The 18718-nt window shown below is 67.4% G+C and carries 9 protein-coding genes; 7 read left to right on the top strand and 2 right to left on the bottom strand.

Going from position 1 to position 18718, the window contains the following annotated elements; translation table 11 throughout:
• Positions 1-74: 74 nt before the first annotated feature.
• On the bottom strand, positions 75-5084 hold the full coding sequence (locus LL972_RS16480; protein ID WP_228328512.1) for an NAD-glutamate dehydrogenase: 5010 nt from the start codon (positions 5082-5084) through the stop codon (positions 75-77).
• Positions 5085-5372: 288 nt separating this feature from the next.
• Between LL972_RS16480 and LL972_RS16475 the strand changes: the two genes are divergently transcribed.
• Genes LL972_RS16475 through LL972_RS16465 form a run of 3 tightly spaced genes read left to right on the top strand, consistent with a single transcriptional unit; the run spans position 5373 to position 10537 of the window.
• The gene (locus LL972_RS16475; RefSeq protein ID WP_228328511.1) at positions 5373-6032 is read left to right on the top strand and encodes a TetR/AcrR family transcriptional regulator; all 660 of its coding nucleotides are present in this window, start codon (positions 5373-5375) and stop codon (positions 6030-6032) included.
• A 14-nt stretch (positions 6033-6046) separates the two neighbouring features.
• Positions 6047-7354, top strand: a complete 1308-nt coding sequence (locus LL972_RS16470; protein WP_228328510.1) for an efflux RND transporter periplasmic adaptor subunit — start codon at positions 6047-6049, stop codon at positions 7352-7354.
• 12 nt (positions 7355-7366) lie between these two features.
• The gene (locus tag LL972_RS16465) at positions 7367-10537 is read left to right on the top strand and encodes a multidrug efflux RND transporter permease subunit (protein WP_228328509.1); all 3171 of its coding nucleotides are present in this window, start codon (positions 7367-7369) and stop codon (positions 10535-10537) included.
• A gap of 136 nt (positions 10538-10673) precedes the next feature.
• Here the strand turns inward: LL972_RS16465 and LL972_RS16460 are convergent, their stop codons facing one another.
• Positions 10674-11663, bottom strand: a complete 990-nt coding sequence (locus LL972_RS16460) for a LacI family DNA-binding transcriptional regulator (protein ID WP_228328508.1) — start codon at positions 11661-11663, stop codon at positions 10674-10676.
• Between the two features lie 161 nt (positions 11664-11824).
• Here LL972_RS16460 and ptsP point away from each other — a divergent pair, with 161 nt between their 5' ends.
• The 4 genes from ptsP to LL972_RS16440 all read left to right on the top strand — a co-directional run bounded on the left by ptsP (position 11825) and on the right by LL972_RS16440 (position 18610).
• A complete protein-coding gene (gene ptsP / locus LL972_RS16455; RefSeq protein ID WP_228328507.1) occupies positions 11825-14344 on the top strand; it encodes a phosphoenolpyruvate--protein phosphotransferase in 2520 nt (839 codons plus the stop codon).
• The gene (gene pfkB / locus LL972_RS16450; protein ID WP_228328506.1) at positions 14341-15297 is read left to right on the top strand and encodes a 1-phosphofructokinase; all 957 of its coding nucleotides are present in this window, start codon (positions 14341-14343) and stop codon (positions 15295-15297) included. The genes ptsP and pfkB overlap by 4 nt, the downstream gene beginning before the upstream one ends.
• Positions 15298-15410: 113 nt before the next feature.
• Positions 15411-17147, top strand: coding sequence for a PTS fructose transporter subunit IIC (locus LL972_RS16445; protein WP_228328505.1), 1737 nt, complete (start codon positions 15411-15413; stop codon positions 17145-17147).
• A gap of 185 nt (positions 17148-17332) precedes the next feature.
• Positions 17333-18610 carry a carbohydrate porin gene (locus LL972_RS16440; protein ID WP_228328504.1) on the top strand — a complete coding sequence of 426 codons (1278 nt, stop codon included), beginning with the start codon at positions 17333-17335 and terminating at the stop codon, positions 18608-18610.
• Positions 18611-18718: the final 108 nt, after the last annotated feature.

Raw genomic sequence — 18718 nt, 5'->3', positions numbered from 1 at the left:
CAATCACGTAACTGCATCAGCTCAGCCAAGGTGATGGCGAATCACTCGCTCCGCCATCACCTCGCTGCACACAGTTACATCCCGTGCGCCGCCAACTGGCCCAACCGCTGCACCGCCACCGACACTGTCGGGTAGTCCAGCGTCTTCTGCTCGGCCACATCGGCCAGCATGGCCAGGGTGAAGCGCAGGCTGGAATCGTCGCGTGCCAGCCAGTTGGCCACCTTGTCCTCGGCACTGCTGCCGGGCATGGTCAGCACCTGGCTCACCAGCGCGCGCTGATGGGCGGCCAGTTCATCGCGCAGCACACCACGTGCCACTGCATGCCAGCGGCCGTTGACCTCCAGCGCATCGATCTGCTCGAACAACCACGGCAGGCGCAGCGCTTCGCCCAGGCGGAAATGCACCTTGGACACGTCCACCGGCTTGAGCTTGCGGGTGCGCGCGGTTTCGATGATGTCGAAGGCCGGTTCCAGGTAACGCAACTCGCACAGCTGTTGCGCCAGTTGCGGCGGCAGGCCCTTGTCCTGCCATTCCTGCACGCTGGCTTCGTACTGCGGGCGCTGCGCATCCGACAGCACGCCGGAAGCGATACGGATGTCGTTGAACGGGCCGTGGTAACGCTCCACCGCCGCGGTGATGCCCGGCATCTGGCCCGGACGCAACAACAGCCAACGCACGAACGAGCGTTGCAGACGCCAGATCACTTCCAGTGCATCGATCTGCACCGACTCGGGCACCTTGCCGTCCAGCGCATCGATCTGCGTCCACAGCGCGCGCGCATCCAGCGTTTCGCGGCTGATGGTATAGGCCTTGGCGACCTCGGCGATGCTGCGGCCGGTGTCTTCCTGCATGCGCATCAGGAAGGTGGCGCCCATGCGGTTGATGGTGGTGTTGGTCACCGCAGTGGCGATGATCTCGCGCTTGAGGCGGTGACGCTCCATCGCATCGGCGTATTTCTTCTGCAGCGGCTGCGGGAAGTAGCGCTGCAACTCCTTGGACAGATACGGGTCTTCGGGGATATCCGATTCCAGCAGCTGCTGGAACGCCACCAGCTTGGAGTACGACAACAGCACCGACAGCTCCGGGCGCGACAAACCCTGCCCGCGCGCCTTGCGTGCGGACAGTTCGGCATCGGAGGGCAGGAACTCGATCTGGCGATCGAGCAGGCCCTGCAGTTCCAGCGTGCGGATGAAGTGCTGCTTGGAGCCCAGGCGCTTGACGCTCATCCGCTCCATCAGGCTGATCGCCTGGTTCTGGCGGTAGTTGTCCCACAACACCAGGTCGGCCACTTCGTCGGTCATCGACGCGAGCAGCGTATTGCGTGCGTCGTAGGTGAGCTTCTTGGCCTGCACCATGTCGTTGAGCAGGATCTTGATGTTCACCTCGTGATCGGAGGTGTCCACGCCGGCCGAATTGTCGATGAAGTCGGTATTGAGCAGCACGCCGGTCTGCGCGGCCTCGATGCGACCGAGCTGGGTCAGGCCCAGGTTGCCGCCCTCGCCCACCACCTTGCAGCGCAGCTCGCCGCCATTGACGCGCAGGCCGTTATTGGCGCGGTCGCCCACGTCCGTGTGCGATTCGCTGGACGCCTTGACATAGGTGCCGATGCCGCCATTCCAGAACAGGTCCACCGGCGCCTTGAGAATGGCGTTCATCAGCTCGTTGGGCGAGAGCTGCTTGACGTTGGATTCCAGCCCCAGCACCTCGCGCACCGGCGCGCTGATGTCGATCGACTTGAGCGTGCGCGGATAGATGCCACCACCGGCGCTGATCAGCTTGGCCTCGTAATCGGCCCAGCTGGAACGCGGCAGCTTGAACAGGCGCTCGCGCTCGGCGAACGAGGCGGCGGCATCCGGATTGGGGTCCAGGAAGATATGTCGGTGATCGAACGCGGCCAGCAGGCGGATATGCCGCGACAACAGCATGCCGTTGCCGAACACGTCGCCGGACATGTCGCCGATGCCGACCACGCTGAATTCCTGGCTCTGGCAATCGCGCCCCATCGCGCGGAAGTGGCGCTTGACCGACTCCCATGCACCGCGCGCGGTGATGCCCATGCCCTTGTGGTCGTAGCCGACCGAACCGCCGGAAGCGAACGCATCGCCCAGCCAGAAGCCGTGGTCCAGCGCCAGCCCGTTGGCGATGTCGGAGAACGTGGCGGTGCCCTTGTCGGCCGCGACCACCAGGTACGGGTCGTCCTGGTCATGGCGCACGACCTGCGGCGGCGGCACGATCTTGCCGCCGACGATGTTGTCGGTGATGTCGAGCAGGCTCTGGATGAACAGCTTGTAGCAGGCGATGCCTTCGGCCTGGATCGCATCGCGGTCGCCGCCGACCGGCGAGCGCTTGACGTAGAAACCGCCCTTGGCACCGACCGGCACGATGACGGTGTTCTTGACCATCTGCGCCTTGACCAGGCCCAGCACCTCAGTGCGGAAATCCTCGCGCCGGTCCGACCAGCGCAGGCCGCCGCGCGCCACCGCGCCGAAGCGCAGGTGCACGCCTTCCACCCGCGGGCTGTAGACGAAGATCTCGCGGTACGGACGCGGCTTGGGCAGATCCGGCACGGTCGAAGAATCCAGCTTGAAGCTGATGCAATGGCCGTGCTTGCCGTGCTTGTCGGTCTGGTAATAGTTGGTGCGCAGCGTCGCGTCGATCACGCCGATGAAGCTGCGCAGGATGCGGTCCTCGTCCAGGCTGGAGACGCGATCCATCAGCTTCAGCAGCGTGGCGCGGGTGGCTTCCTGCTGCGCATCGCGGTCGCTGCCGCGCGCCTGCAACACCGGCTCCAGGGCCTTGAGTGTGGCCTCGTCGCCACCGGCCAGTGCCGACAATTCCTCGCGCAGGCGTTCCTGCCCGGCAAAGATCTGCGCCTTGGTCTCGTTGCCGGTGGACGGATCGAAGCGCGCTTCGAACAGTTCCACCAGCAGGCGCGCCAGCAGCGGGTAACGGGTGAACGTCGCCTCGACATAGGCCTGCGAGAACGGCACCGCGGTCTGCAGCAGATACTTGCAGTAGCCGCGCAGCAGCGCGACCTGGCGCCAGTGCAGGCCGGCGGCCAGAATCAGGCGGTTGAAGCCGTCGTTCTCGGCATCGCCGCTCCAGATCCGCTCGAAAGCTTCGCCGAAACCGGCGTCGGCGTTGGCCGCGTTGATCTTGCCGGAGGTCGATTCGACCTCGAAATCCTGGATGTAGACCGGCGTTTCGCCCACCTGCAGCCGATACGGCCGCTCGGAGATCACGCGCAGGCCCAGGTTCTCCATCATCGGCATCGCATCGGACAACGGGATGTCGTCGAGCTGGCGATACAGCTTCAGGCGCAGGCCTTCGCCGGCGTCCAGCCGCACGCCGTCGTCGCGACGGATTTCCTGCAGGCTCAGATGCAGGTCGTCCGGGCCTTCCAGTGCCGCCAGATGCTCGACGTCGGACACCGCCGATTCGATCGACGAGTCTTCGATATAGCCAGCCGGCAACGCACGCCCGAAGTTGGCGGCCATGCGCAGGCCATTGACCTCGCCATGCCGCGCCACCAGCGCCTCGCGCAGGGCATCGCGCCAGTTGCGCAGCAGATGCGCCAGCCGCGATTCGAGCTCGGTGGTGTTGAATTCCAGCGCCTCGCCACTCTTGGGCCGCACGATCAGGTGCAGCTGCGCCAGCGGCGATTCGCCCAGCACCACGCTGGAATCGATGTATTCGCCGTGCAGGGCATCCTTGAGCAAGGCTTCGATGCGCAGCCGCACATCGGTGTTGAAGCGTTCGCGCGGGATGTACACCAGCGCGGAGATGAAGCGGCTGTACTTGTCGCGGCGCAGGAACATGCGGCTGCGCACGCGCTCCTGCAGGCCGAGGATGCCGATCGCGGTGCGATACAGCTCTTCCTCGTTGGACTGGAACAGCTCCTCGCGCGGCAGCGTCTCCAGAATGTGCCGCAGTGCCTTGCCACTGTGGCTGCTCGGGGTCAGCCCGGACTTGCTCATCACGTATTCGTGGCGCTGCCGCACCAGCGGAATTTCCCACGGGCGGCGGTTGTAGGCGCTGGAGGTGAACAGGCCCAGGAAGCGCTGTTCGCCGACGATGCGGCCCTTGGCATCGAATTCCAGGATGCCGATGTAATCCATGTAGCCGACCCGATGCACGCGCGAGCGCGCATTGGTCTTGGTCAGGATCAGCGCGTCCTTGAGCTTGGCCGAGGTGTTCAGGCCGTGCGCCGCCAGCGTGGTCACCGGGCGCGCCGGGGAGGTGTCGTGGCCGCGCATCAGGCCCAGGCCGGTTTCTTCCACCGGCGCCAGCACATCCTGGCCGTCCTGCTTCTCCACGCGGTATTCGCGATAGCCGAAGAAGGTGAAGTGGTCGGCGGCCGCCCAGCGCAGGAATTCCTGCGCCTCGTGGCGGCTGATGTCGTCCATCGGCAGGCGGCGGGTGGCCAGGTCGTCGGCCAGCATCACCATCTTTTCGCGCATCGACGCCCAGTCGTGCACGATCGCGCGCACTTCGGCCAGCACCTTGCGCACCGCCGCTTCCACCTTGGGCATGTCGTCGGCGGGCTGGCGGTCGATCTCCAGCACCATCAGCGATTCGCTCTTGCCCTCGCCCACCGCGGTCAGCTTGCCGGCCTTGTCGCGCGCGATGCGCAGCACCGGGTGGCCGAGCACGTGCACGCCGATGCCCAGGTCCGACAACGTCATGCTCACCGAGTCCACCAGGAACGGCATGTCGTCGTTGACGATCTGCAGCAGCGTGTGCGGCGACTCGTAACCGTGGCTCTTCAGGGTCGGGTTGAACACCCGCACATTGACCGTGCCGGCCTTGCGCGTGCGCGCAAACTCCAGAATGTCGGCCGCCAGGGCCGCCCACTGCTCGGGTGGGTGGTTGGGGAACTCGTCCTCTTCCATGCGCCGGTAGAAGTCGGCTGCGAACAGCTGCACCTCGGACTGGCGGGCAGCCGGGTAGCGCTTGCGCAACGCGGCAAACACCGGCTCCAGGACGACCGCCTGCGGCGCGGTGGCAAGCACGGGGACGGCATGTTCGGCGACCGGTGTGACCGACGGCGTGGACGATTTCGAAGCAGCTTTCTTGGCTGTCATGAGAGCGCTGGGATGCTCGGTGGAAAACCTGAATTGTACCGGCGCTGGATGAAGACGCCTTGCTGCATAGCGCAAATTCCTGGCCCGGCGCCGGCCCGGGCGCAGCACCGGAGCACTACCCGACTGTAATTCTTCGAGCGGCGCCGGATTGGCGGCCGCGCATCCGCCCGCCGGACCGCCACAACCGGCAAAGTCCGGCCAGGCGCTTGACGCACAAGGCGTTGCGCAGACAGAACTGCGACCGTCAAGTCTGTTTAAAAACTAAACTGGACGGTATAGTCTACCGCCATGACCCCCCGTTCCCACCGTGCTGCCCGGCGCTCGGACTGCGATCGCCGCATCCATGCGGCTGTGCATACGCTGCTTGCCGAGCGCGGCATGCGGCTGAGCATGGATGCGGTGGCCGAGCGTGCCGGCTGTTCCAAGCAGACGCTCTATAGTTACTACGGTTGTAAAGAAAACCTGCTACGCGATGTCCTTCAGGACCATGTGCATCTGGCCACGGTGCCGTTGGGCACCGCCTCGGGCGAGTTGCGCGAGGATCTGCTGGCCTTCGCGCTGGCCCACCTTGACCGCCTGAACAGCCCGGATGTGTTACAGACCTGCCGGTTGGTGGAAGCCGAATCGCATCGGTTCCCCGATCAGTCGCAGCAGATTTTCCAGGATGGGGTCGTCGGCATGCAGCAACGCCTGGCGCATCGCTTCGAGCAGGCGATGCAGGCCGGCCAGCTGCGCCATGACGATCCGCACTGTATGGCCGAACTGCTGTTGAGCATGATCGTCGGTCTGGATTTCGACCGACAACGCTTTCAGGTGCCGCACCGCGCCGGCCTTCCCGCCAGGCAGCAGTGGGCGCAGTTCGCTGTCGACACCTTCCTGCGCGCATTTGCCGCGGTCGCTGCCACGCCTTCGCTGTCCCCGCTTTCCTTTCTCACTTCAAGACCCTAACGGAGTTCCTCCTGATGATCGCCCCGCTCCGCACATTCGGCCTGGCCTGTGCCATCACCCTGGCGCTGGCTGCCTGCAGCAAGCCCGAACAACAGCAGGCGCCGCCGCCGCCGGAAGTGTCGGTGCTGGAAATGAAGCCGCAGACCCTGCCGCTGGAACGCGACCTGGTCGGCCGGCTGTCGGCATTCCGTTCGGCCGACGTGCGCGCACGTGTCGACGGCGTGCTGCTCAAGCGGCTGTACACCGAGGGCACCGACGTCAAGGAAGGCCAGCCGCTGTTCGAGATCGACCCGGCGCCGCTGAAGGCGACGTTGCTGCAGGCGCAAGGCCAGCTGGCCGCCGCCGAAGCGACCTACGCCAATGCCCAGGTCGCCGCCAAGCGCGCGCGCAGCCTGGCGCCGCAGCAGTACGTGTCGCGTGCCGACATCGACAACGCCGAAGCCACCGAGCGCTCCTCCGGCGCCAACGTGCAGCAGGCACGCGGCCAGGTCCAGTCCGCCCGCATCCAGCTCGGCTTTGCCAGCGTGACCTCGCCGATCACCGGCCGCGCCGGCATCCAGCGCGTGACCGAGGGTGCGCTGGTGGGCTCGGGTGAAGCGACCCTGCTGACCACGGTCGACCAGATCGACCCGCTGTATGTGAACTTTGCGATGAGCAGCGAAGAACTCGCCGCCCTGCGCCAGGCCCAGAGCAGCGGCAACGTGCAGCTCAGCGGTGATGGCAAGTCCACCATCAACGTGGAACTGGGCAACGGCACGCAGTACCCGCACCCGGGTACGCTGGACGTGTCGGCAGTGACGGTGGACCCGAGCACCGGTGCGGTGTCGCTGCGCGCGACCCTGCCCAACCCGGAACAGGCACTGCTGCCGGGCGCGTTCGTGACCTTCAAGGCCAGCCTGGGCCAGCGCAACAACGCCTACCTGATGCCGCAACAGGCGGTGCAGCGCGATGCCACCGGCGCCTATGCGCTGGTGCTGGGCAAGGACGGCAAGGTGGTGCGCAAGAATCTCACCGTCGATGGCCAGCAGAAGGGTCAGTGGATCGTCACCGGTGGCGTGACCCCGGGCGATCAGGTGATCGTCGATGGCGTGCAGAAGGCCAAGGAAGGCCAGCAGGCAAAGGGCGTGCCGTGGGATCCGAACAAGCCGGCGCAGGGCGGCCAGCCGGGCGCAGCGGGCGCCGCTCCCGCCGCCGCCCAGGGTGGCGGCGCGCAGGCCGCACCGGCAGCCGACAAGGCCGATGCAGCGGCACCGGCCGCGCAGGAACAGTCCAAGCCAGACGCTGCGGCGCAGCCGGCCGACTCCCAGTCCAAGCAGCAGTAACGGAACCCGGACATGCCTAAGTTTTTTATCGAACACCCGATCTTTGCCTGGGTGGTGGCGATCCTGATCTCGCTTGCGGGCGTGATCTCGATCCTGAATCTGGGTATCGAGTCGTACCCCACGATCGCCCCGCCGCAGGTCACCGTCACCGCCAACTTCCCCGGCGCCAGCGCCGATACCGCCGAAAAAGCAGTGACCCAGGTCATCGAGCAGCAGCTCACCGGTATCGATCACCTGCTGTACTTCAACTCGTCCTCGGCCGCCAATGGCCGCGTGACCATTACGTTGACCTTCGAAACCGGCACCGACGCGGATATCGCGCAGGTGCAGGTGCAGAACAAGGTGTCGCTGGCCACGCCGCGCCTGCCCTCGGAAGTCACCCAGCAGGGTGTGGTGGTGGCCAAGGCCAACGCCGGCTTCCTGATGGTGGCCGCGTTGCGCTCGGACAACCCGTCGATCAACCGCGACGCGCTCAACGACATCGTCGGCTCGCGCGTGCTTGAGCAGATCTCGCGCGTGCCCGGCGTGGGCAGCACCAACCAGTTCGGCGCCGAGTACGCGATGAACATCTGGTTGAACCCGGAGAAGCTGCAGGGCTACAACCTGTCGGCGACCCAGGTGCTGACCGCGGTGCGTAACCAGAACGTGCAGTTCGCTGCCGGTTCGGTGGGCGCCGACCCGACCCCGGAGGGCATCAGCTTCACCGCCACGGTGTCGGCCGAGGGCCGCTTCAGCTCGCCGGACCAGTTCGAGAACATCATCCTGCGCACCGACAACAACGGTGCCACGGTGCGCTTGAAGGATGTCGCGCGGGTCACCGTGGGGCCGAGCAACTACGGCTTCGACACCCAGTACAACGGCAAGCCCACCGGCGCCTTCGGTATCCAGCTGTTGCCGGGCGCCAATGCCCTGAACGTGTCCGAGGCGGTCGGTGCCAAGCTCGACGAACTGCAGCCGACCTTCCCGCAGGGCGTGACCTGGTTTGCGCCGTACGAATCAACCACCTTCGTGCGCATCTCCATCGAGGAAGTGATCCACACGCTGGTGGAAGCCATCGTGCTGGTGTTCCTGGTGATGCTGCTGTTCCTGCAGAACTTCCGCGCCACCGTGATTCCCACGCTGGTGATTCCGGTCGCGCTGCTGGGCACGTTCTTCGGCATGTACATGATCGGCTTCACCATCAACCAGCTGACGCTGTTTGCGATGGTGCTGGCGATCGGCATCGTGGTCGACGACGCGATCGTGGTGATCGAGAACGTCGAACGCATCATGAGCGAGGAGCACCTGGAGCCGAAGGCGGCCACCCAGAAGGCGATGACCCAGATCACCGGCGCGGTGGTGGCCATCACCGTGGTGCTGGCGGCGGTGTTCATCCCCTCCTCGCTGCAGCCCGGCGCCTCGGGTGCGATCTACAAGCAGTTCGCATTGACCATCGCCATGTCGATGGGGTTCTCCGCGTTCCTGGCGTTGAGCTTCACCCCGGCGCTGTGCGGCGCGTTCCTCAAGTCGACCCATTCGACCAAGAAAAACTGGATCTACCGCACCTTCGACAAGTACTACGACAAGCTGGCGCATCGCTATGTCGGCGTGGTCGGCCACACCCTCAAGCGCTCGCCGCCGTGGATGATCGTGTTCGTGGTGCTGGTGGTGCTGTGCGGTTTCCTGTTCACCCGCATGCCGGGCAGCTTCCTGCCGGAAGAAGACCAGGGCTTTGCGGTGGCCATCGTGCAGCTGCCGCCGGGCGCGACCAAGATCCGTACCAACGAGGCATTCGCGCAGATGCGTGCGGTGCTGGAGAAGCAGCCGGCCGTGGAAGGCATGCTGCAGATCGCCGGCTTCAGCTTCCTGGGCTCGGGCGAAAACGTCGGCATGGGCTTCATCCGGCTCAAGCCGTGGGAAGAGCGTGACGTCACTGCCGAGCAGTTGATCCAGCAGCTCAACGGTGCCTTCTACGGCATCAAGGGCGCGCAGATCTTCGTGGTCAACCTGCCCACCGTGCAGGGCCTGGGCCAGTTCGGCGGCTTCGACATGTGGCTGCAGGACCGCTCCGGCGCAGGCCAGCAAGCCTTGACCCAGGCGCGCAACATCGTGCTGGGCAAGGCGGCGGAAAAGCAGGACACCATGGTGGGCGTGCGCCCGAACGGCCTGGAAGACGCGCCACAGCTGCAGCTGTCCGTGGACCGTGTGCAGGCGCAGTCGATGGGCCTGAACGTCAGCGACATCTACAGCTCGATCCAGCTGATGCTGGCGCCTGTCTACATCAACGATTACTTCTCCGAAGGCCGCATCAAGCGCGTCAACATCCGTGCCGACGACCAGTTCCGCACCGGCCCCGAGTCGCTGCGCAGCTTCTTCAGCCCCAGTGCGACAGCAGTCGGTGCCGATGGGCAGCCGGGAATGATTCCGCTGAGCAATGTGGTCAAGGCCAACTGGACCTACGCCTCGCCGGCACTGAACCGCTACAACGGCTATTCGGCGGTGAACATCGTCGGCAATCCGGCGCCGGGCGGCAGCTCCGGCCAGGCGATGACGGCGATGGAGGAGATCGTCAATAACGATCTGCCGCCGGGCTTCGGCTTCGACTGGAGCGGCATGTCGTACCAGGAAATCATCGCCGGTAATGCGGCCACGCTGTTGCTGGCGTTGTCGGTGGTGGTGGTGTTCCTGTGCCTGGCCGCACTCTACGAGAGCTGGTCGATTCCGGTGGCGGTGCTGATGGTGGTGCCGATCGGTGTGCTGGGTGCGATCACCTTCTCGATGCTGCGTGGGCTGCCCAACGATCTGTACTTCAAGATCGGCATGATCACGGTGATCGGTCTGGCGGCGAAGAACGCGATCCTGATCGTGGAGTTCGCGGTGGAACAGCGCGCGGCAGGCAAGACGCTGCGCGAGGCGACGCTGGAAGCGGCACACCTGCGCTTCCGCCCGATCCTGATGACCTCGTTCGCCTTCATCCTGGGTGTGTTGCCGCTGGCCATCTCCACCGGTGCCGGCGCCAACTCGCGTCACTCCATCGGTACCGGCGTGATCGGCGGCATGGTGTTCGCCACCGTGCTCGGCGTGATCTTCATCCCGCTGTTCTTCGTGGTGGTGCGCCGCATGCTGGGCGACAAACTGGACGAACAGTCCAAGCAATACCTGGCCAACCAGGGCGACGCCGGAAGTCATCGTCCGGATCGTTGATCCGGGACATGGCGTAGAACGAAAAGCCCCGGCAATGCCGGGGCTTTTTTTGGGCTGCGCAACAGTGATGTCTCGTAGGAGCGCACCCGGGCGCGACGGGCGTTACCGATACCCCCCGTCGCGCCCGGGTGCGCTCCTACGATGGCGTGCGTGCACCGGTGGAGCCACGCACCACGCAGCGGCCGGTCATCACCATGCGGCGGATCGGCAGCTGCGGATTGCGCAAGCGCTCCAGCAGCAGCGACATCGCTGCGCGGCCCATGTCCTCGACCGGCTGCTCGACCACGGTGATGCCGGGCTCCACCAGGTCGGTCCAGCGCTCGTTGTCGAAGCCGGCCAGGGCCAGGTCGTCGGGCAGGCGCAGACCCGCGGTGCGGGCAGCCTTGAGCGCGCCCATCAACAGCAGGCTGTTACTGGTGACAATGGCCTCGGGCCGGTCTGCACCGGCCAGCCATTGACCGACTTCGGCAATCGCCGCTTCGGCGGTGGGCGCCACTTCGCGGTAGGCCGGCGTCAGCCCGGGCGCGCCCATCGCGGCCAGATAGCCGTTGCGGCGCTCGGCCGCAGTGGTGCTGGTGCCGAACAGCCCGCCGATGCGTTCATAGCCCTCCGCCTGCAGATGCGCGACCAGTTCGCCCATCGCTGCGGCGTTATCCAGCACCACGCTGTCGTAGCGGCTGCCGGGGCCGGCGCGGTCCACCAGCACGGTCGGGTAGTCCAGCACCAACTCGTGCATACGCCCGACCGTGTTGCGGGTCGGCGCGAAGATCAACCCGGTGATGCGTTCTTCCTGCATCAATTGCAGGTACAGCGCTTCGCGCTCGGGGTCTTCGTCGGTATTGCACAGGGTCACGCGCATGCCGGCGCGATAGGCGACCTCCTCCACCGCGCGGATCAGCGCGGTGAAGTACGGGTTGCGGATGTCGGCGACGATCACCCCCAGGATGCCGGACTGCTGGGAGCGCAGGCGCCGCGCCATCAGGTTGGGCCGGTAGCCGGTCTGGCGCACCGCCGCCTCGACCTTGGCCCGTACTTCCTCGCTGACCGGGCCGGTGCCCAGCGCGCGCGAGACCGTCGATTTGGAAACCCCGGCCACCCGGGCCACGTCATTGATGCTGATACTCACTGGGACCGTTCCCGCTCCATTTGCGCACCTGGGGCCAGGCGCCGTGTCTGATTCGATGCTAACCCGAAAGCACTACAACGTTTTTGTGCAGCGCACATTGACCTGGAACGTGGGAACGTTCCCACTATACTGCCCAGCCCGTTCCTACCCCGGAGTCCGTCTTGTCCTCTCCGTCGCCAGCCGCCCCCGTCACCCCCGAACTCGTGCGCCTGCGTGCGCATGCCCGCGACAAGGACGACGCCATCGCGCAGGCCGCCCAGTTGCTGGTCGCCGCCGGCTGCGTGGCGCCGGGCTATGACGCCAGCATGCGACGCCGCGAAGGCCTGGCGAATACCTTCCTGGGCCACGGCCTGGCGATCCCGCACGGCGTCGGAGAAGACCGCCACCTGGTGCGCCGCGACGGCATCGCGGTGCTGCAGTTGCCCGAGGGCGTGGAGTGGAACCCGGGCCAGACCACCCGGCTGGTGGTCGGCATCGCCGCCCAGTCCGACACCCACATCACCCTGCTGCGCCGGCTGACCCGCCTGATCCAGGACCCGGCCCAGCTGGAAGCGCTGTTCACCACCGACGACCCCGGCGTGATCGTGGCCGCCCTGACCGGCGACCGTGCGCCCGACACCAGCGCCGCTCCGGCCACCGACCTGGCCGAAACCTTCGCGTGGACCATCGCCTACCCCAGCGGCCTGCACGCCCGCCCGGCCACCCGCTGGGCCGAGACCGCACGCGGTTTCTCGGCGCGCGCCCAGGTGCGCGCCGGCGACCAGGCCGCCGATGCCAAGAGCCTGGTCGGCCTGCTGCAGCTGGGCCTGCGTGCCGGCGACAGCATCACCGTTTCGGCCGAAGGCACTGATGCGGGCGCGCTGCTCAAGCGCCTGCGCGCGGTGATGGACAGCCTGACCGCGCAGGAAAAGGCCGATGCCGAACGCGCCGCGCAACGCCGCGCCGCGCCGGTGGTCGGCTGGACGCCGCCGCAGGCGCAGCCGGCCATCGTCGGCATCGGCGCCAGCCCGGGCGTGGCGATCGGCATCGTGCACCGGCTGCGTGCGGCGCAGACCGAAGTGGCCGATCAACCGGTCGGCCTGGGCGATGGCGGCGCGCTGCTGCACGACGCGCTGACCCGCACCCGCCAGCAGCTGGCGGCGATCCAGGACGACACCCAGCGCCGGCTCGGCGCCTCGGACGCGGCGATCTTCAAGGCCCAGGCCGAACTGCTCAACGACACCGACCTGATCACCCGCACCTGCCAGCTGATGGTCGAAGGCCACGGCGTGGCGTGGTCGTGGCATCAGGCGGTGGAACAGATCGCCTCCGGCCTGGCCGCACTCGGCAACCCGGTGCTGGCCGGCCGCGCCGCCGACCTGCGCGATGTCGGCCGCCGCGTGCTGGCCCAGCTCGACCCGGCCGCCGCCGGCGCCGGCCTGACCGACCTACCGGAGCAGCCCTGCATCCTGCTCGCCGGCGATCTGTCGCCGTCGGACACCGCCAACCTGGACACCGCGCGCGTGCTCGGCCTGGCCACCGCGCAAGGCGGGCCGACGTCGCATACCGCGATCCTGTCGCGAACGCTCGGCCTGCCGGCGCTGGTCGCGGCCGGCGGCCAGTTGCTGGATATCGAAGACGGCGTCACCGCCATCATCGACGGCAGTAGCGGGCGGCTGTACATCAACCCGTCCGAACTGGATCTGGACGCCGCCCGTACGCATATCGCCGAGCAACAGGCCATCCGCGAGCGCGAGGCCGCGCAGCGCGCGTTGCCGGCAGAAACCACCGACGGCCACCACATCGACATCGGCGCCAACGTCAACCTGCCTGACCAGGTCGCGATGGCGCTGGCCCAGGGCGCCGAAGGCGTCGGCCTGATGCGCACCGAATTCCTGTTCCTGGAAAGCGGCAGCACACCCAGCGAAGACGAGCAGTACCAGACCTACCTGGCGATGGCGCAGGCGCTGGATGGCCGCCCGCTGATCGTGCGTGCGCTGGACATCGGCGGCGACAAGCAGGTGGCGCATCTGGAGCTGCCGCACGAGGAAAACCCGTTCCTGGGCGTGCGCGGCGCGCGCCTGCTGCTGCGTCGCCCGGACCTGCTCGAACCGCAGCTGCGTGCGCTGTACCGCGCCGCCAAGGACGGGGCGCGGCTGTCGATCATGTTCCCGATGATCACCTCGGTGCCGGAGCTGATCACCCTGCGCGCCATCTGCACGCGCATCCGCGCCGAACTCGACGCGCCCGAGGTGCCGATCGGCATCATGATCGAGGTGCCAGCCGCCGCCGCGCAGGCAGACGTGTTGGCACGGCATGCGGATTTCTTCTCCATCGGCACCAATGACCTGACTCAATACGTGCTGGCGATCGACCGCCAGAACCCGGAGCTGGCCGCCGAGGCAGACAGCCTGCACCCGGCCGTGCTGCGCATGATCCGCAGCACCATCGAAGGTGCACGCAAACACGACCGCTGGGTGGGCGTATGCGGTGGTCTCGCCGGCGATCCGTTCGGCGCCAGCCTGCTGGCCGGTTTGGGCGTGCAGGAACTGTCGATGACGCCCAACGACATCCCGGCGGTCAAGGCACGCCTGCGCGGCACCGCGCTGAGCACCTTGCAGCAGCTGGCCGAGCAGGCGCTGGACTGCGAAACCGCAGAGCAGGTGCGCGCGCTCGAAGCAACGCGCGAGGGCCAGGCATGAACCTGCATGCCATCACGGTGACGCTGAACCCGGCGATCGACCAGACCATCCAGCTCGACAGCCTGCAGCCGGGCGCGGTGCATCGCGCCAGCAGCGTGCGCAACGATGCCGGCGGCAAGGGCATCAACGTGGCCGCCTGCCTGGCCGACTGGGGTAGCCAGGTCGCCGCACTCGGCGTGCTCGGGGTCGGCAATGCCTGCGTGTTCGAGGCGCTGTTCCGCGAGCGCGGCATCACCGATCACTGCCAGCGCGTGGCCGGCGAGACCCGTACCAACCTCAAGCTGGTCGAGGCGCGCAGCAACGACACCACCGACATCAACCTGCCCGGCCTGCGCCTGGGCCAGCCGCACCTGCAGGGCGTGGCCGACCACCTCGCCCCGCTGCTGCGGCCCGGCCTGCCGGTGGTGCTGTCGGGCAGCCTGCCGGCCGGCCTGCCGGACGACAGCTGGGCGCAGCTGCAGGCGCAAGCCAGCGCCGCCGGTGCGCGTGTGCTGCTGGACACCAGTGGCGCGCCGCTGGTGGCCGCGCTCGGTGCCGAACGCCAGGCGCTGCCGTACGCGGTCAAGCCGAACCGGCACGAACTGGAAGCCTGGACCGGCCGCCCGCTGGCCGACCGCGCCGCGCTCAGCGCCGCCGCGCATGAACTGATCGCCCGCGGCATCCAACTGGTGGTCATTTCGATGGGCACCGAGGGCGCCCTGTTCGTGCAGCGCGACCAGCGCCTGATCGCGCGTCCGCCGCGCCTGGCGCAGGGCAGCAGCGTGGGCGCCGGTGACGCGATGGTGGCCGGCCTGGCCGCCGCGCTACTCGACGACTCCACCGACCTGGAACAGTGCGCGCGGCTGGCGACGGCGTTCTCGGTCAGCCGGCTGGAAAGCGGCGATGCGCGCCGGCTGAACCCGCAGCAGGTACGCAAGCTCACCGGCGAGGTCGTCATCGACCAGCTCTCCTAGCAAGGCCGGCGGCGCGCCCGGTGGGAGCACCACCGCAACGCGCCCGGGTCTTGCGCAAGACACCACGTATCCCGCCGGCGCTCGCCGGCGACCGAACAACGCAGGAGATTTGCATGTCCTCTTCCATCGTGGTCATCGCCGCTGGCGACCGCAGCACCGAAGCCGTCCTGGCGGCCGAAGCGCTGCGCCGCGCGGCCACCGCCGCCGGGCGCAGCGTGACGATCGAAATCCGCAGCGACCAGGGTGTGCTCGGCGCACTGCCGGGCGACCTGGCCAGCGGCGCCACCCAGGTGCTGGTGATCGGCGACGCCGATGCCGACACCGCCCGCTTCGGCGATGCGCAGCTGCTGCGCCTGAGCCTGGGCGCGGTGCTGGACGACCCGGCCGCGGCAGTGAACAAGCTCGCCACACCGGCCGCCGCGAATGCATCGGCTGCCGCAGCAAGCGCAGGCGCCGGCAGCAAGCGCATCGTCGCAATCACCTCCTGCCCCACCGGGATCGCGCACACCTTCATGGCCGCCGAAGGCCTGCAGCAGGCCGCGAAGAAACTCGGCTACCAGATCCGCGTGGAAACCCAGGGGTCGGTAGGCGCGCAGGACGCCCTGACCGACGAGGAAATCCGCGATGCCGACCTGGTGCTGATCGCTGCCGATCGCGAAGTCGACCTGGCCCGCTTCGGCGGCAAGCGCCTGTTCAAGAGCGGCACCAAGCCGGCCATCAACGATGGCCCGGCCTTGATCCAGAAAGCGCTGGCCGAAGCCGGCGTGCACGGCGGCGCGGTGCCGGTCGCAGGCGCCGCCAAGGCCGAAAACGCGGGCAACGGCCGCACCGGCGCCTACAAGCACCTGATGACCGGCGTGTCGTTCATGCTGCCCTTCGTCACCGCCGGCGGCTTGTTGATCGCACTGGCATTCGCGCTCGGCGGCATCTATGCCGGCGACGATGCGCACCAGGGCACGCTGGCCTGGTCGCTGTTCCAGATCGGCGCCAAGGCCGGCTTCACCCTGATGGTGCCCGCGCTGGCCGGTTACATCGCCTACTCCATCGCCGACCGCCCGGGCATCGCGCCGGGCATGATCGGCGGGCTGGTCGCGGCCAACCTCAATGCCGGCTTCCTCGGCGGCATCATCGCCGGCTTCATCGCCGGCTACGGCGTGGCCGCGCTCAACCGCTACATCCGCCTGCCGCGCAACCTGGAAGGGCTCAAGCCGGTGCTGATCCTACCGGTGCTGGGCACGCTGCTGGTCGGGCTGGCGATGATGTATGTGTTCGGCCAACCGGTCGCCGACCTGCTGGCCTGGCTCACCGCCTGGTTGCGCGGCATGCAGGGCAGCAGCGCGCTGCTGCTGGGCCTGTTGCTTGGCGGCATGATGGCCTTCGACATGGGCGGGCCGGTCAACAAGGCTGCCTATGCCTTCTCCACCGGCCTGATCGCCAGCCAGGTCTACACCCCGATGGCCGCGGCCATGGTCGCCGGCATGACCCCGCCGCTGGGCATCGCACTGGCCACCTGGGTGTTCCGCAACCGCTTCACCGTGGAAGAGCGCGGCTCGGCCACGGCCGCCGGCGTGCTCGGGCTGGCCTTCGTCACCGAAGGCGCCATCCCGTACGCCGCGCGCGACCCGCTGCGCACCATCCCGGCGCTGGTGATCGGCTCGGCCGTGGCCGGCGCGATCTCGATGACCGCCGGTGCCGAGTTGAAGGCACCGCACGGCGGCATCTTCGTGCTGCTGATCCCCAACGCGGTGACCCACCTGCTCAATTACGTGCTGGCCCTGGTGGTCGGCGTGGTGGTCACCGCGGTGGCGCTGCGCCTGCTCAAGAAGCCGGTGGCCGACGTGGTCGCCTGACGGTCGGCCACCTCGCCATTGCCGCTTGCCATCCGCGCATGCGCTACGCCTGATCGCCGCCCCACTCCACCCCTGACTGGTTTCACCGCTGCGCTGCGCACCTTCGTGCGCGGCCGGCGGCTTGCCCATCCCCTAGCTGTCGCGTTCGCCACCCGGCCACGCCTTCCTTCGTTCGGAGTCCTGCCATGACCGCCCTCGCCCCCCGCCATGCCCGTCCCCGCCTGCTGTGCCTGTCGCTGGCACTGGCGCTGACCCCGCTCGCCCATGCGCAGGATGCCGCCGATGCCTTCAAGCTCAAGCTGGGTTACACCGGCGAAGCGGCGTCGATGATTGATGGCGGCCGCAAGAACGGCGATGCCTACGCCGGCCAGCTGATGGTCGGCACCGATGTCGACATGGACCGCCTGTTCGGCTGGGGCGGCGCCACGGTCAAGCTGTACGTCACCAACCGCCACGGCACCAACCTGTCCAACAGCAGCATCGGCAACAGCACCTCGGTACAGGAAATCTACGGCGGCCAGGGCACGCGGCTGGCCAACTTCACCCTGCTGCAAAGACTCTTCGACGACCGCCTGGAACTGGAAGCCGGCCGCAGCGTGGCCAACATCCACTTCCTCGGCTCGGACCTGTGCCAGTACTTCCAGGGCAACTCGGCCTGCGGCAACCCTACCTTCGTGTTCCGCACCAGCAACTTCACCTACTGGCCGGTCTCCAGCTGGGCCGCGCATGCCACCGCCTGGGTCACGCCCAAGGTCTACGTGCATGTGGGCGCCTACGAGGTGAACCCGGTGCAGGCCCAGGATGGCCAGCACGGCCTGAAGTGGAGCACCGACGACACCACCGGCGTGGTGGTGCCTTACGCGGTCGGCTACAAGAACAAGGGCGGCGACGGCAGCATGGCCGCGATGTACGAACTGGGCGGCTGGCAGGACAACTCCGACTACACCGACCCACTACGCGACCGCAACGGCAACCCGGCCGTGCTCAGCGGCCTTGGCTACGAAAACAAGCAGGGCCGCTCGGGCATGTTCGCCCGCTTCGAACAACAGGTCACCAATCCGGATCCGTCCGGCGCCCGCGGCCTGACCGTGTTCGGCGCCATCCTCAAGAGCACCGGCGGCCAGGCGATCGAGGACCACTTCGTACAACTGGGCCTGGTGCAGAAAGGCACCTTCGCCAGCCGCCCGCAGGACAACATCGCCTTCGTGATCACCCAGCAGAAATACAGCGACGAGGCGATCGAAAACCTGCGCCTGGCCCGCGCCTCGGCCGGCGGCACCGGCACCCCGGCCGACAACCAGATCATGATGGAGCTCAGCTACGGCATCCAGGTCACCAAGCGCCTGCGCATCGCGCCGAACCTGCATTACGTGATCAACCCGGACCAGTTCAACGAACCCACCCGCACCAGCGATCTGAAGAATGCATTGATTGCGGGCATGCGGATCGATTGGAATCTGTGACCCATAGAGAGGCTGCGCGCGTTGCTCGCATTGTCGACTCCCCGTAAAATTGGTCCATCCATAGTTAGAGGTCCCCGGGCACACTAGCCACCAAGGAGACCAACGATG

Origin of the sequence: Xanthomonas campestris pv. asclepiadis, from assembly GCF_020784175.1 — a bacterium.
GTDB lineage: Bacteria > Pseudomonadota > Gammaproteobacteria > Xanthomonadales > Xanthomonadaceae > Xanthomonas > Xanthomonas campestris_D.
This window is presented reverse-complemented; position numbering and strand designations above follow the sequence as displayed.

What these genes read in the sequence shown, in the direction of transcription:
- LL972_RS16445 (WP_228328505.1), top strand. Translation starts at nt 15,411, where the DNA reads ATGTCCTCTTCCATCGTGGTCATCGCCGCTGGCGACCGCAGCACCGAA.
- LL972_RS16480 (WP_228328512.1), bottom strand. Translation starts at nt 5,084, where the DNA reads ATGACAGCCAAGAAAGCTGCTTCGAAATCGTCCACGCCGTCGGTCACA.
- pfkB (WP_228328506.1), top strand. Translation starts at nt 14,341, where the DNA reads ATGAACCTGCATGCCATCACGGTGACGCTGAACCCGGCGATCGACCAG.
- LL972_RS16475 (WP_228328511.1), top strand. Translation starts at nt 5,373, where the DNA reads ATGACCCCCCGTTCCCACCGTGCTGCCCGGCGCTCGGACTGCGATCGC.
- LL972_RS16470 (WP_228328510.1), top strand. Translation starts at nt 6,047, where the DNA reads ATGATCGCCCCGCTCCGCACATTCGGCCTGGCCTGTGCCATCACCCTG.
- LL972_RS16465 (WP_228328509.1), top strand. Translation starts at nt 7,367, where the DNA reads ATGCCTAAGTTTTTTATCGAACACCCGATCTTTGCCTGGGTGGTGGCG.
- LL972_RS16440 (WP_228328504.1), top strand. Translation starts at nt 17,333, where the DNA reads ATGACCGCCCTCGCCCCCCGCCATGCCCGTCCCCGCCTGCTGTGCCTG.